This window comes from Lentilactobacillus sunkii DSM 19904 (assembly GCF_001435575.1).
GTDB lineage: Bacteria > Bacillota > Bacilli > Lactobacillales > Lactobacillaceae > Lentilactobacillus > Lentilactobacillus sunkii.
The window spans coordinates 62,568-75,672 of the sequence record NZ_AZEA01000004.1 but is presented as its reverse complement, the minus strand read 5'-3'; the positions used below and the strand labels follow the sequence as shown (position 1 = coordinate 75,672).

Sequence of the window (13,105 nt, the reverse complement as noted above, 5' to 3'; positions counted from 1 at the left end):
TCGATCATCCTTCCATCAACAGCATTGCTGGATCATGAAGCAATTGATTCATGTAATTCAAAGCATTTTGTGCAAGGGCACCATCAATTAATCTGTGATCATAGCTCAATGAAAGTTTCAGCACACTGCCAACTTTGATTTCGCCGTCTTCAGGATCAACGTATGGTTCCTTGGCAATCTTACCAACACCTAAGATAGCAACTTCAGGTTGGTTGATAACTGGAGTGAACCAGCCGCCACCAATTGATCCAACGTTACTGATGGTAATTGAACCACCCTTCATTGTATCTGGGCCAAGCTTGTTGTCGTAAGCAGCTTGAGTGTTGTCGGTAATTTCTTTAGCAATTTCAAACATACCCTTGGAATCAGCATTCTTAATGTTTGGTACATACAAACCATGATCAGTGTTTGTTGCGATACCAACATTGAAGTAATGCTTGTAAACGATTTCTTGAGTAGTGTCATCAATCGAAGCGTTGAACTCAGGATACTTCTTCATAACGGCAACCAATGCCTTAACGATGTAAGGTAAGAATGTCAAATGAATATCCTGGTCAGCAGCTGCTTGCTTGTACTTCTTACGGTTAGCCATTAATGCACTAACTTCAACATCATCAAATGAAGTTACATGAGGTGCAATGTCTTTAGACGTACGCATTGCCTTGGCAATGATCTTACGCATTGGTGACATTGGTTCACGAGTTTCAAGATCAGGTTGATCTGACTTCCAAGGAGCAACTGATTGTCCAGCGGCAGCTTTTGCTTCGCCGGCAGGAGCTGCGGATGCTGCAGGTGCAGCAGCAGTTGCAGCTGGAGCAGCGGCTGGATTGAAGCTGTCAATATCAGCTTTGGTAATCTGACCATGATTCCCTGTAGCAGGAACCGCTGTGATATCAACACCCTTGTCACGTGCATATTGACGGACTGATGGCATTGCTTTCACAATGGCATTTGGATTTGATGCAGCTGGTGCAGCAGTAACTGCAGCCGGAGCTGGTGCAGCGGCTGGGGCTGGTGCGGCAGCAGCTGGAGCAGGTGCTTCTTCTTTAGCTGGAGCAGCTTCTTCTTTTGCAGGTGCTGCAGGAGCTGAATCGTCAGGTTCGTCAGGAGATCCATCATCGATGACAACTAAAACGTCACCTTTTTCAGCGGTCTCCCCTTCCTTCTTTTCAATACTCTTAATGGTTCCAGCAACTGGAGATGGCATTTCTTGGACAGACTTATCGTTTTGAATTTCTACTAACGGATCGTCTTCCTTGACAGTGTCGCCAACCTTTACATCCCAGGTAGCAATTTCACCTTCAGTGATACCTTCTCCCATTTCTGGTAGTTTAAACTTATAAGCCATGGGATCTAACTTCCTTTCTGTTACAAATTAGAATTTTAGTAGTTTAAAATTTCTCGTACTTTAGCTTCAATATCGTCAGCATTTGGAAGCCAATAATTTTCAGCCATAGCAAATGGGAAGATGCTGTCTGGAGCAGATACTCGGCCAATTGGTGCATCCAATGACATAATGTCGTTTTCAGCAATGTCTGAAGCTACTTTAGCTCCGGCACCAGCCATAGCCTGTGCTTCTTGAGCGATCACTACTTTATGAGTCTTGTCGATTGAAGCAAAGATAGTTGCGTCATCAATTGGTGATAATGAACGTAAGTCAATAACTTCAACAGAGATGTTCTCTTTTTCTAATTTATCTGCTACCTTGAGTGCTTCGTTAACTTCGGCACTGTAAGCAACAACGGTAATGTCAGATCCTTCACGAACAACATTTGCCTTGTCTAGGGGAACAGTATAATGGCCATCTGGAACTTCATCCTTCATTGAACGATAAAGCTTCAAGTTTTCCATGAATAATACTGGGTCGTTGTTTTCAACGGCTGAGATTACCATTCCTTTTGCATCATAAGGATTTGCTGGGGTTACAACACGTAATCCGGGGATCCCAATGAACAGGTTTTCAAGTGAATCACCGTGAAGTTCAGCGGTATGAGTACCACCACCAAATGGTGTTCTGATGGTAATAGGCATTGTAACGTCACCTGAGAAACGGAATCGGTTACGTGACATTTGACCGCCAATTGAGTCAACGGCTTCCATTGTGAATCCCATAAATTGAATTTCTGGGATTGGACGCCAGCCAGTCAATGCCAATCCGATTGACATTCCTAAAATTCCTGATTCAGCTAATGGTGTATCGAATACCCGGTCTTCGCCATATTTATCTTGAAGTCCTTCAGTAGTACGGAACACACCACCGTTTTTACCAACATCTTCACCAAAAATCAGAGTCTTCGGATCGTCTTGTAATACTTGGTCAAGTCCGTTGGTAATTGCTTTAATATATGTCATTTTAGCCATGATTACTTCGACTCCTTTGCTTCGAATTTCTTAATGTCAGCTGCAACATCTGGGGTTGGAACTTCAAACGTATGCTTCAAGAAGTCACTAACCTTTTGCTTAGGAGCAGCTTCGGCATCTTTCATTGCTTCCTTGAATTCATCTTTATATTGGGCTACCAATTTGTCTTCTTTGTCTTGATCCCAAAGCTTCTTGTCAGTCAAAACTTTTCTCAAACGAATTAGTGGGTCTCGGTCGAACCATGGTTTTTCTTCTTCTTTAGTACGGTAACGACTAGGATCATCACCGGCTGAACTGTGGGCACCGAAACGATAAGTCAATGTTTCAACTAATACTGGACCATTGCCGGCAACTGCGAAGTCACGAGCTTCTTTTGCAACCAAGTATGTTGCGAGAATATCCATACCGTCAACTTGGACGCCAGGAACACCTGAAGCAACACCTTTTTGTGCCAAGGTTTCAGCAGCGGTTTGAGTCTTCCGTGGAACTGAAATTGCCCAGCCGTTATTTTGAACGAAGAATACTTCTGGTGCTTGGAATGAACTTGCGAAGTTGATTCCTTCATAGAAGTCACCCTGTGAAGTACCACCATCACCGGTAAATGTGTAAGCGATGGTATCTTTTTCACCGTTCTTCTTAATTCCTAATGCAGCACCAGCTGATTGAACATACTGAGCACCGATAATAATTTGTGGGATAAATGCACGTACACCGCGACGTACGTAGTCATAAGCTTGATAGTGACCTTTTGACCATAAGTAACCCTCTTTAACGGTTGCACCGTGTTGGATTAATTGTGGTAAATCACGATATGCTGGGAATAGGTAGTCTTGTTTCTTCATTGCGTGAGCAATCCCCATCTCTGAAGCTTCCTCACCAAATGTTGGAGCATAGAAACCTAATCGTCCCTGACGTGAAAAGTTCATTGTTTGTTCATGCAATGCACGTTCCCAAACCATCTTTTCCATCAGCGTAACTAGTTCATCATCACTGAATTGGTCAAATAATTCTTGATTAACTATTTTCCCGGTTTCATCGATAACTTGAACTGGTTTCTTATACGGATCGCTCATCGTTGATTTGATCTTGGCAAAATCAACAACATGCTTACTCTTTGCTGCCATAGATAACACTTTCCTTTCCTGTAAAGCTAGACTTGTGATGTACAAACTGATCACTTCTAAACCACAAGTTAAATTTAGCATTTTTCACGAACGTTTGCAAGCCCTTTCATTGTTATGAAACCAACTTTTTTGAATATAATTTACACTTGACAAAATTTGGGTTGAAACCGCTTGCGGGAGTATAGTTTGTGAAAAAACATCAACTTTGTGAATATAGTTTTTTTCTTAGAATTAAGTTAGAATAGAAGTTGCTGAATTAATGATTAAACTATTTTCGGAGGTCTTTAGCGTGTTTTTAATGAAAGATATTGTACGAGATGGAGATCCGGTTCTCCGCAAACAAGCCCAACAAGTCAAATTTCCATTGAGTAAAGATGATAAACAACTGGCACATGACCTCATGGAATATCTTGAAGTCAGTCAGGACCCAGAGCAATGTCAAAAATTAGGTCTGCGTGCAGGAGTTGGCCTGGCAGCCCCACAAGTCGGTGTCTCAGAAATGATGGCATCGGTTTTGGTACCAAGTGAGGATGAAGATGAAAAAGGCAAACCGCTTTTCAAAGATGTCATCATTAACCCGGTCATCGTATCGAACTCAGTTCAGCGTGGTGCGTTGACTGAAGGTGAAGGCTGTTTGTCAGTTGACAAAGATATTCAAGGATACGTTCCCCGTGCTGCCAGAATTACCCTGAAGTACCAAGACGTCGACGGTCAAGAACACAAGGTCCGTTTAAAAAATTATCCGGCAATTGTCTGCCAACATGAAATTGATCATTTGCACGGCACATTATTCTATGATCATATTAATAAGGACAATCCGTTCGCTAAGACGGACGATGAAATCTTTATTTATTAACAGATTTATGATCACAGGTGATCCCAACCAATCTGATCATGTCAACCATCGAATCAAGTTGTCAATATATAGAAGAAAGGCACTTATTAAAGCAGCCAAACAAAAAGGAGTTTGCCTTATAAATCCGAGGCAAGCTCCTTTTGTAATACATTGTGAATCAATAATTAATGTATTTTTTGTAAGTAATCAATGCTTTTTTCATAATACTTGCAAACAAAATGTTTTGCTTATTAATCAATCAAATTTTTAAATGATTATTCTTTTTCCATCTCCACATCCTCATCTTGATCGGGCATCCGGGTATGGATGAACGTTGGCATTGTTAAACCAGTAACACCAAGCATCAAGATACCCGAAGCAATGAAGACAAACCCATTTGGAAAAAGCTGAAAAATGAATGAATAAAAAACGGTTCCGATGGGAATGGATATCATGTTCAACGACATCTCTGTTGAAGAAACCCGCCCCATCAAACTTGTCGGCACGGTCTTTTGCATATAAATGCCAAACGGTGTGTTCATGAAGGCTAATGACATGCCAACTGAAAACACCATTAAAGCCCCAATGATTCTCACGGTCCACATACTTGGATCAGCAATAAACAACCAACCAATCCCACAGAGGGCAAAACCGATGACACACATGGTCGTCGCAAGAATTTTTGCCAACTGCTTGATTTCAGGTGCCATACTGATGATCAAATTTCCCGCCAACATCCCCACTGCATCCGCGGAGTTCAATATTCCAAGTGTCAGATTACCCAGATGTAAATGTTGAACAACAATAAACGGTAACCCCACATTCGTGACAGCGAAGATGAAGTTCAAGAACAGTGCCACACAGATTAAATATCTCAAGAACTTGTGAGACATCAGATATTGTAAGCCCAATTTAAACTTTCCAAGCTGTGATTCGTGTGAAACCGACAATTCCTTCTTAGGTGTGCTTGCATAATGAAAGTGCATGGATACCAGTATGATCAAAGCAATGGTGTGGGCTGCCAATTGAAAAATAATAAACGACCGGAATCCGACCAGAACATATAATGAAGCGGCAATAACCGGAGAAAACGTTGAGGCAAATGATGAGGCAGCCTGGCTCAGTGAATTGAGCCTTTGAATGTGGCTTGTATTCACTAATTCATGAACAGAAGCTGTGTACCCTGAATTGGAGACGTTAACCGAAACGTAATTGACTGCTAAAAAGATGATTGTTGGTCCCAACTTCCCCGTCCCATTGAAATGACCGATGGTTATCGCATATATAACAAGAGCAATAATCCGGACCATCAAGCTGATGACCAAAATGTGTTTGTGTCGATAAGTGTCAACTAAATTCCCAATTGGCACCAACCCGATCAACGTCACAATTGGCATGATAATCATTGATAATCCAAAGCTCAATGACATCCCGGTTGCATGGAGCAGCATGAGGCCCAGAGCAAAGGAGAACATGTCGCCGCAAAAAGTACTGATAAGATTACTTGAAACATCCTTTAAAATTTGTACGTTTGATTCGTGATTGCTAATTTTCATTTGCAGGACCTTCTTCAATTTTGATTAATTGAAGATTACTACCACTTTGAAGCCATCCGAGGTAAAATGTATTGCATATACGCAACTAGGAGAAAGTTAATGAAAAAAATTGGCCCAACTGTCAGAGAAATCCGTAAAATCAAAGGTTTAACTTCTTTGGAAGTCTATTCCGGTATTATATCCAAATCTTTCGCCAGTCGATTTGAAAATGGTATCAACGAGATTGGATCTGAAAAACTATTTATGGTTCTGGATAATTTGTCAATGTCTGCAGATGAATTCAGATTCATCCAAAATGATTATCACCAATCCAAAAGCCAGGAATTACGCCATCAACTTGATGCTGCCTATGATGTCCACAACCTTCAAGAAATGGGAAAAATAATTAACGAGAATAAAAACAGCAGTCAACCTAATTTTCGGTCAATTGCTGTAACTGGACAAATATTATTAGATGCTTATCATTCCAAAGATTTTATTGTGACTTCTGCTATGAATGATCTATGGAACAAATTATTCCAGTCAAAAACATGGACCATTCAAGAAATCAAAGATGCTAGTATTTTGCTGCCAATTGCTGCCAGCAAAAATGAATTGAGCATGATCCCCAAAATTGTGAATCGTTTTGAAAATAATTGTCAAAATTATATTTTATCCAACAATGATCCGTTTCATATCACTGATGCATTGATGGGGATGTACCTAAGTTTGATCCAAATTCAGTTGAACATCGACAATCCATATGCTGCCAAGAAACTGTTGACCAAAGTAACCTCGGTGAACCGATATAATTTGACGTGGAACGGTCGTCTCAGTGAACAAGTCATTATTGCAATATGGAACCTTTACTTTGGTAATCCCCAAAAAGCCAACAAAATCATTAACACATTAAAGGACTTGGAAGAACTGTATTCGCCAACCATCGACCACAATTTATTAGCTATTTTAAAAGTCCGTCAAAAATTGGCTGATAAATATCGACGTGAACAAAAAACCGATTGAGGATCATCCTCAACCGCTTAATTAATGTAGTCTCTTCAAATCATCCACGTACTCGATCGTCGTTGTATTCACCAAATAAGCAACATCAAAATGCACCCGGTCGTCGAGCTGCCAGACATCCGTCACCATAAACGCGGGCCTGTCGGCATCATCGGCATGGGCGTGCATATGATGATCGTCACCATATTGCTCAAGAGAGTGTGACAATGACTTTCTGAATTCAGGAATTGAATCTTTAATTTTTTCACCAGCCAGATGATACTCAAAGGCCATAACGCCCCTGCCCCAAACTTCGGCAATATCCTCAGATTTAAGATCATTTTCGTCAAAGGGCAGCAGAACTTCCTGCTCAACCAATTTGCTAATAGAAGATTTGACTGCTTCGTTGGCGATTCGCTGTGCCAGTGCCAGCCGTTTTCTTCCCGGTCTAGTTACAAATATATAATGGATTAAATTATAAACAGCAAACGCCGCAACCAATCCAATGATAATCTGAATGATTAAATCAACGTTCATAACCGAGCCCCATTTCTTTTCATTGATTCAATTTTACCATGCATTGCGGTTTGCTGATTACTTTCATGTTTATATACTTATTTTTTAGATTATGTTAGAATATCGTTATTAGTTGTGTTTTCACAACCACTTGTCCGTAAGGAAACCTCGAGTTTCTGCAAAAAAATTGTATAATTTTAAAGGAGTTTTTTTATGATTTGGAAGGTTTTATATCAACCCAGCAAAAAGGAAAGCCCTCGCCGGGAAACGACTCATTCACTCTATGTTGAGGCCGACACAGAAGTTGAAGCTCACGCACTTGTTGAAGACAATACCGATTACGATATTGAATTCATCGAGCCCCTCCAAGGAAAGCACTTGGAATATGAGCAAAGTAGTCCTGATTACAAAGTAACGGAGTTTAATAATAAATGAAAAAACTAAACGTCAAGAATAACGAAGCAGCTATCTATGGCGTTGGTGGTTTGGGCGAAATCGGTAAAAACACTTACGGTATCCAATTTCAAGATGAAATCATTTTGATTGATGCGGGAATCAAATTCCCTGAGGATGACCTGTTGGGTGTCGATTATGTGATTCCAGACTATCAGTATCTGGTTGAAAATAAGGATAAGATCAAAGCTTTGGTCATCACCCATGGTCACGAAGATCATATCGGCGGTGTCCCATATTTGATGAAGGTCTTAAACGTCCCTATTTATGCCGGACCACTTGCGATGGCGCTTATCAAAAATAAATTGGAAGAACACGGCTTGCTGAATTCCGTTGAATTACACGAAATTAGCGACAAGTCCGTTCTTAAGTTCCGAAAAATGAAGGTTTCATTCTTCAGAACCACCCACTCAATTCCAGACACTGTCGGAATTGCCGTTCATACCCCGGTCGGTGTGATTGTGGAAACTGGTGATTATAAGTTCGACCTCACACCAGTGACCAACCAGCCGCCTGATTTACAAGAGATGGCCCGATTGGGTGCTGAAGGCGTTCTTTGTTTGATGTCTGACAGTACCAATGCCGAAAAGCCAATCTGGACCCACTCTGAAAAATGGGTTGGAAATTCAATTGCCCATATCTTCGACAATATTCAGGAGCGAATTATTTTTGCAACATTTGCTTCTAATATTTCACGGATAAAAACGGCTTGTGATAATGCCATGGCCCATGGACGTAAGATTGCTGTCTTTGGTCGAAGCATGGATGCAGCCATCGTTAACGGACGTGAATTGGGATATCTTGATATTCCGGATGATGCATTCGTTGACGCACACGAACTGCAGTCGCTTCCAGCTAATAAGACCCTGATTTTATGTACCGGATCTCAAGGTGAACCAATGGCTGCCCTTTCACGGATTGCCAATGGTACCCACCGCCAGATTTCAATTCAGCCTGGCGATACGGTTATTTTCTCGAGTAACCCAATTCCAGGAAACACAACCAGCGTTAACAGTGTCATTAACAAGCTTGAAGAAGCCGGCGCCAATGTGATTCATGGCCGGGTTAACAACATTCATACTTCCGGTCATGGTGGCCAGGAAGAACAGAAGTTAATGTTACGCCTGATGAAGCCGAAGTTCTTCATGCCAATTCATGGTGAGTACAGAATGCTCAAAATCCATACGGAACTCGCTGAACAATGTGGTGTGCCGTTGGATCACAGCTTCATCATGCAAAATGGTGACGTTTTGGCTCTTTCAAAAGATAATGCACGAATGGCTGGTCACTTCACTGCCGGTGACGTTTACATTGACGGCAGTGGAATTGGTGATGTCGGTAACGTTGTTTTACGTGATCGACAGCTGCTTTCCGAAGAAGGAATTGTCGTGGTCGTTGCCACAATCAATCTTGATAATCAAGAAATCCAATCCGGTCCGGATATTCTCTCACGTGGTTTCGTCTACATGCGTGAATCCGGTGAGCTCCTTGATGAAGGTCGCCGTAGAGTATTTAAGACCATTAGAAAGTCAATGCGCGCTAAGAAAGCAACTGAGTCTTCTATTAGAAGCGCCGTTATTGATGATCTTCAGGAATTTCTTTATGACAAGACTGAAAGACATCCGATGATTTTACCAATGTTAATCATGAATGGTAAAGAACAATAAAACTTAACGTGACTAATCAGAAAGCTTGAGAACCGGATATTTTTATATCTGATCCTCAAGTTTTTTTACATAATATGTGATTGAATCAAACATATTAACCCGGGGGCATCATTTCAGATGAAATATTTTATTATTATCAATTTATTTGCAGGTGGCAATAATGCCAGAAAAGTATGGCCGGACATCAAAGCGCGGCTTGCTGCAGCCAATGTTTCATACAAGGCCGTATATACCGAATACGCGGACCACGCAGTCGAATTGGCCGAACAAATTCTCAGTCGAATTGACGCAACTCATCAAAAGGACGCAGTTATTGTTGCTGCCGGCGGGGATGGAACTCTCCACGAAACGCTTCTGGGCTGCAAACGATACTACGAAACTCATCCCAATGAAAATCAAGTTCCAATTTCATTCTTGCCGATTGGATCAGGGAACGATTTTGCCCGTGGCATGAAGATTCCGCTGCGCTGGGAGAAAGCTCTGACAAATATTCTGAACTGCAAAGAACCAACTACAATCAATGTCGGCCATTATACTGATCTGGATAATCACACAGACGGTTTTTTTACCAATAACTTTGGAATTGGCTTTGATGCCAATGTGGTTCATCTTGCCAACCATTCATCACTAAAAAGTAATCCATTCTTTGGCAAATTTTCATACATGGCGGCTATATTAAACGTCATTAACAATTTTAAAGGCTTCTACACAGAAATTTCGGGTACAGATTTAACTAAAAAGACATTCAAAAACACCTTTTTGTTAACAACAACTGATATTTCTTATTTTGGTGGTGGAATCAATATTGTTCCCACTGCGTCGGCGTTAGACGACCATTTGGACCTGGTGCTCGTCGAAAAACCGTCCATTTGGCAATTGATTTTATTTATATCTATGATATTTTTAAAGAGACACCTACGACTCAAATTTATACATCATTACCATGAAAAACAGCTGTTTATAAAAACAAATGGTAATCGATACGGTCAAATTGATGGTGAAGAGCTCGGTGAACGAACTTACAATCTCATGCTTGAAACCGTCAAGTATCCATTTTGGATTCGATAACCATTTTCCAACCGCGAAAACTAACGACGAGGTAATACCATGTATTCAACGAGCTACCTACTATTTCAATCACTAACAGCAGTTGCTTTGGGAGACGCACTTGGCTTTCCGATTCAACATGATACCAGAAGCAATCCCTTTGACGAACCCGTTAACCAAATGGTAGATCACCAAGCTACCGGGGTGCCGGCCGGCACATGGTCGGATGATACGTCAATGTCAATTGCGGCTTTAGTTAGCTTAACTTTTGGATACAATCTTTATGATCTGATGATGCGGTACTCGCAATGGTACCATTTGGGAGACTATACCCCCTTTAATCGGGCATATGACGTCGACGAGACCACCAAAGAAGCCATCAAACGCTTCGAAAGCGGTGTTGAACCGATATTGTGCGGCGGCACCCTGGACTCAGATAACAATAACACTGCGCTCAAACGGTTAATGCCATTGGCGTTCTTCATTTTGACCAAAAATCGACAGTACACTTTTGATGATGCCACCGTCAAAATGATTCACGATTACACTGCTATCACCAATCGAACACCAAAAACATTTATTGGTTCAGGAATCTTAACAAACGTCATTATCAGGTTGATTCAAAATCCCAACAAATATGCCATGCTGAGAGCCGTTAAAGAAGCCCTGGACTATTACCGCTCGAAAGAAGAATTCGCCGCTCAGGTGCCCTTTTTTGAGCAATTAGAGGAGTCTCACTTCTTAAGACAATCCAGTACCAAAATAAAACCGTCCAGTGATGTGATTGCGACCCTCAACACCGTTTTTTGGTGTCTGATGAATTCCGAGCAATATAACGTTGCCGTGTCAAAAGCCGTCAATTTAGGGAGTGATGCCGATACGATCGGTTCAATTACGTCAATGTTGGCTTCGCTGCTGTTCGCTCCGGTGACATTCCCGGAGAACTGGCTATCAAAGCTTCAGGGCAGAAATCAAATCAAGATTGCTGTATCGGTTGCCTTATTATCCGACTACTTTTAATCAGCTCAATATCGTCACAATCCATAAAAAAAGGCCACTGGTTTTAATCCAATTCAGGATTGTACCAGTGGCCTTTTGATATATCATCATTTTTAACATGAGGGCATACACAAGTCCACACAATAAAAGACGGCATCGTCATGTAACGATACCGTCTTTTAAACAGCCACTAATCTTCTGAAGCATCCATTGCTTCGAGAATCATGTTCAGCTGCATACACTCTTCATTCAAATGGGTCATTTCGTTTCCAAACTGTGGTGTGATTACTTGGGTAGAACTCGTATTCACTGAGGTAGACTTGATCTTGTCTGCTTCTTGGGACTTTAATTGATCAAGCTTCGAGGACGCCTTTTGGTATTCTCTCAGAATTTCTAACTTATTGCTCATAGCTATAAACTCCTTTGAAAGTGAAATTTGAATTTGTTAATCAACGATTCTTTCTTGACGCAGAAATGTTAACATTTATTAACTTCCTGCTAACGTCTGGATATACTACCAGAAAATTTTCAAGAAAGCAACAGTTTACGAAAAAAGAAGTTTATTCCACGAATTTGATAAAAAATTACTTGTATTCTTCTTTGATTTCCTTTTCGGTTGGAATTGAAGGCAGGGCCCCCAGTCGTCGAACTGTAATTGATGACGCCTGCTGAGCGTATACCAGTGCATCCTGCATATTTGACAAATCTTTTTTGACCTTGGCACTGAAGGCACCGATGAAGGTGTCACCAGCTGCGGTTGTATCCTTGGCTTTGACTTTAAAAGCCGGAACAAATCCGCTGTCATCCGGCGTGTGATAATACGCACCACGGGCACCAACAGTGATAATTAAATGATGGACACCCATTTCAGCAAACTTTTCAGCATTCGTGTTCATTGTCTCAATATCATCCACTTCGAGGCCGGTTAACGTTGTGCTTTCGGTTTCATTTGGAACGACCAGGTCGGTCACTTCCAACAACCCGTCAATTATTTTAGAGGCCGGTGCAGGATTTAAGATGGTGGTCACATTGTGCTTCTTGGCTAATTTGAAGGCTTCATACGTCACTGCCTGTGGTGTTTCAAATTGGGCGATCAAAATATCGGCGTCAGCAATTAATGCTTCACTGTTACTGATGGTGGCCGGCTGCATCGCCTGATTGGCACCGCCGTATACCATAATACTGTTTTGCCCATCGCTATCCAGCAGGATAACGGCCGATCCAGTGCCGTTCTCATGGTCAACCGCGACGTGATCTGTATTGATGTCATCATTTTTTAAGGCATCGATCATAAATTGACCATTACTATCATCACCGACTTGCCCAATAAAGCTGGTAACGGCGCCAGAACGGGCAGCGGCGACAGCTTGATTGGCACCTTTTCCACCAGCTGAATTTGTTTTGCTGATTGCGCTAATAGTCTCGCCCGGTTTCGGCATTTGATTAATAAGCAATGTTGTATCAACATTTAAACTGCCAAGAACAACCACTTTGTTTGTCATAATGACCTCCTATAAACCCTTTTGTATGGTGTGCTAAAACCTTTAACTAAATTTTACCAAATCT

General features: G+C 41.4%; 13 protein-coding genes. 6 read left to right on the top strand and 7 right to left on the bottom strand.

Features of this window, described 5'->3' with window-relative positions; genetic code table 11:
• Positions 1-4: 4 nt before the first annotated feature.
• The 3 genes from FD17_RS04720 to pdhA are packed head-to-tail and all read right to left on the bottom strand — an operon-like array spanning position 5 to position 3,485.
• Positions 5-1,348, bottom strand: coding sequence for a 2-oxo acid dehydrogenase subunit E2 (locus FD17_RS04720; RefSeq protein WP_057824108.1), 1,344 nt, complete (start codon positions 1,346-1,348; stop codon positions 5-7).
• A 35-nt stretch (positions 1,349-1,383) separates the two neighbouring features.
• Positions 1,384-2,361 carry an alpha-ketoacid dehydrogenase subunit beta gene (locus FD17_RS04715; RefSeq protein WP_057824106.1) on the bottom strand — a complete coding sequence of 326 codons (978 nt, stop codon included), beginning with the start codon at positions 2,359-2,361 and terminating at the stop codon, positions 1,384-1,386.
• Positions 2,362-2,363: 2 nt separating this feature from the next.
• Positions 2,364-3,485, bottom strand: coding sequence for a pyruvate dehydrogenase (acetyl-transferring) E1 component subunit alpha (gene pdhA / locus FD17_RS04710; RefSeq protein ID WP_057824103.1), 1,122 nt, complete (start codon positions 3,483-3,485; stop codon positions 2,364-2,366).
• A gap of 289 nt (positions 3,486-3,774) precedes the next feature.
• Here pdhA and def point away from each other — a divergent pair, with 289 nt between their 5' ends.
• Positions 3,775-4,341, top strand: a complete 567-nt coding sequence (def, locus tag FD17_RS04705; RefSeq protein WP_057824101.1) for a peptide deformylase — start codon at positions 3,775-3,777, stop codon at positions 4,339-4,341.
• Between the two features lie 254 nt (positions 4,342-4,595).
• Here def and FD17_RS04700 read toward each other — a convergent pair whose 3' ends face one another.
• Positions 4,596-5,876, bottom strand: a complete 1,281-nt coding sequence (locus tag FD17_RS04700) for an MFS transporter (RefSeq protein WP_057824100.1) — start codon at positions 5,874-5,876, stop codon at positions 4,596-4,598.
• Between the two features lie 99 nt (positions 5,877-5,975).
• Between FD17_RS04700 and FD17_RS04695 the strand changes: the two genes are divergently transcribed.
• Positions 5,976-6,878 (top strand): helix-turn-helix domain-containing protein, encoded by a 903-nt coding sequence (locus FD17_RS04695; protein ID WP_057824098.1) that lies wholly within the window; start codon positions 5,976-5,978, stop codon positions 6,876-6,878.
• Between the two features lie 21 nt (positions 6,879-6,899).
• Here the strand turns inward: FD17_RS04695 and FD17_RS04690 are convergent, their stop codons facing one another.
• A complete protein-coding gene (locus tag FD17_RS04690) occupies positions 6,900-7,394 on the bottom strand; it encodes a hypothetical protein (RefSeq protein ID WP_057824096.1) in 495 nt (164 codons plus the stop codon).
• Between the two features lie 192 nt (positions 7,395-7,586).
• Here FD17_RS04690 and FD17_RS04685 point away from each other — a divergent pair, with 192 nt between their 5' ends.
• The 4 genes from FD17_RS04685 (at position 7,587) to FD17_RS04670 (ending at position 11,560) form a co-directional block, all read left to right on the top strand.
• On the top strand, positions 7,587-7,808 hold the full coding sequence (locus FD17_RS04685; RefSeq protein ID WP_013727552.1) for a DNA-directed RNA polymerase subunit epsilon: 222 nt from the start codon (positions 7,587-7,589) through the stop codon (positions 7,806-7,808).
• Positions 7,805-9,493: a ribonuclease J1 gene (rnjA, locus tag FD17_RS04680; protein ID WP_057824094.1), complete on the top strand. Its 1,689-nt coding sequence runs from the start codon at positions 7,805-7,807 to the stop codon at positions 9,491-9,493. The genes FD17_RS04685 and rnjA overlap by 4 nt, the downstream gene beginning before the upstream one ends.
• Positions 9,494-9,610: 117 nt before the next feature.
• Complete coding sequence (locus FD17_RS04675) at positions 9,611-10,561, top strand: diacylglycerol/lipid kinase family protein (RefSeq protein ID WP_057824092.1); 951 nt, start codon at positions 9,611-9,613, stop codon at positions 10,559-10,561.
• A gap of 39 nt (positions 10,562-10,600) precedes the next feature.
• Positions 10,601-11,560: an ADP-ribosylglycohydrolase family protein gene (locus tag FD17_RS04670; RefSeq protein ID WP_057824090.1), complete on the top strand. Its 960-nt coding sequence runs from the start codon at positions 10,601-10,603 to the stop codon at positions 11,558-11,560.
• Positions 11,561-11,729: 169 nt separating this feature from the next.
• Here the strand turns inward: FD17_RS04670 and FD17_RS04665 are convergent, their stop codons facing one another.
• Positions 11,730-11,948 (bottom strand): hypothetical protein, encoded by a 219-nt coding sequence (locus FD17_RS04665; protein WP_057824088.1) that lies wholly within the window; start codon positions 11,946-11,948, stop codon positions 11,730-11,732.
• A 175-nt stretch (positions 11,949-12,123) separates the two neighbouring features.
• On the bottom strand, positions 12,124-13,041 hold the full coding sequence (rbsK, locus tag FD17_RS04660; RefSeq protein WP_057824087.1) for a ribokinase: 918 nt from the start codon (positions 13,039-13,041) through the stop codon (positions 12,124-12,126).
• Positions 13,042-13,105 lie beyond the last annotated feature (64 nt).

What these genes read in the sequence shown, in the direction of transcription:
- FD17_RS04720 (WP_057824108.1), bottom strand. Translation starts at nt 1,348, where the DNA reads ATGGCTTATAAGTTTAAACTACCAGAAATGGGAGAAGGTATCACTGAA.
- FD17_RS04715 (WP_057824106.1), bottom strand. Translation starts at nt 2,361, where the DNA reads ATGGCTAAAATGACATATATTAAAGCAATTACCAACGGACTTGACCAA.
- pdhA (WP_057824103.1), bottom strand. Translation starts at nt 3,485, where the DNA reads ATGGCAGCAAAGAGTAAGCATGTTGTTGATTTTGCCAAGATCAAATCA.
- FD17_RS04700 (WP_057824100.1), bottom strand. Translation starts at nt 5,876, where the DNA reads ATGAAAATTAGCAATCACGAATCAAACGTACAAATTTTAAAGGATGTT.
- FD17_RS04695 (WP_057824098.1), top strand. Translation starts at nt 5,976, where the DNA reads ATGAAAAAAATTGGCCCAACTGTCAGAGAAATCCGTAAAATCAAAGGT.
- FD17_RS04690 (WP_057824096.1), bottom strand. Translation starts at nt 7,394, where the DNA reads ATGAACGTTGATTTAATCATTCAGATTATCATTGGATTGGTTGCGGCG.
- FD17_RS04685 (WP_013727552.1), top strand. Translation starts at nt 7,587, where the DNA reads ATGATTTGGAAGGTTTTATATCAACCCAGCAAAAAGGAAAGCCCTCGC.
- rnjA (WP_057824094.1), top strand. Translation starts at nt 7,805, where the DNA reads ATGAAAAAACTAAACGTCAAGAATAACGAAGCAGCTATCTATGGCGTT.
- FD17_RS04675 (WP_057824092.1), top strand. Translation starts at nt 9,611, where the DNA reads ATGAAATATTTTATTATTATCAATTTATTTGCAGGTGGCAATAATGCC.
- FD17_RS04670 (WP_057824090.1), top strand. Translation starts at nt 10,601, where the DNA reads ATGTATTCAACGAGCTACCTACTATTTCAATCACTAACAGCAGTTGCT.
- FD17_RS04665 (WP_057824088.1), bottom strand. Translation starts at nt 11,948, where the DNA reads ATGAGCAATAAGTTAGAAATTCTGAGAGAATACCAAAAGGCGTCCTCG.
- rbsK (WP_057824087.1), bottom strand. Translation starts at nt 13,041, where the DNA reads ATGACAAACAAAGTGGTTGTTCTTGGCAGTTTAAATGTTGATACAACA.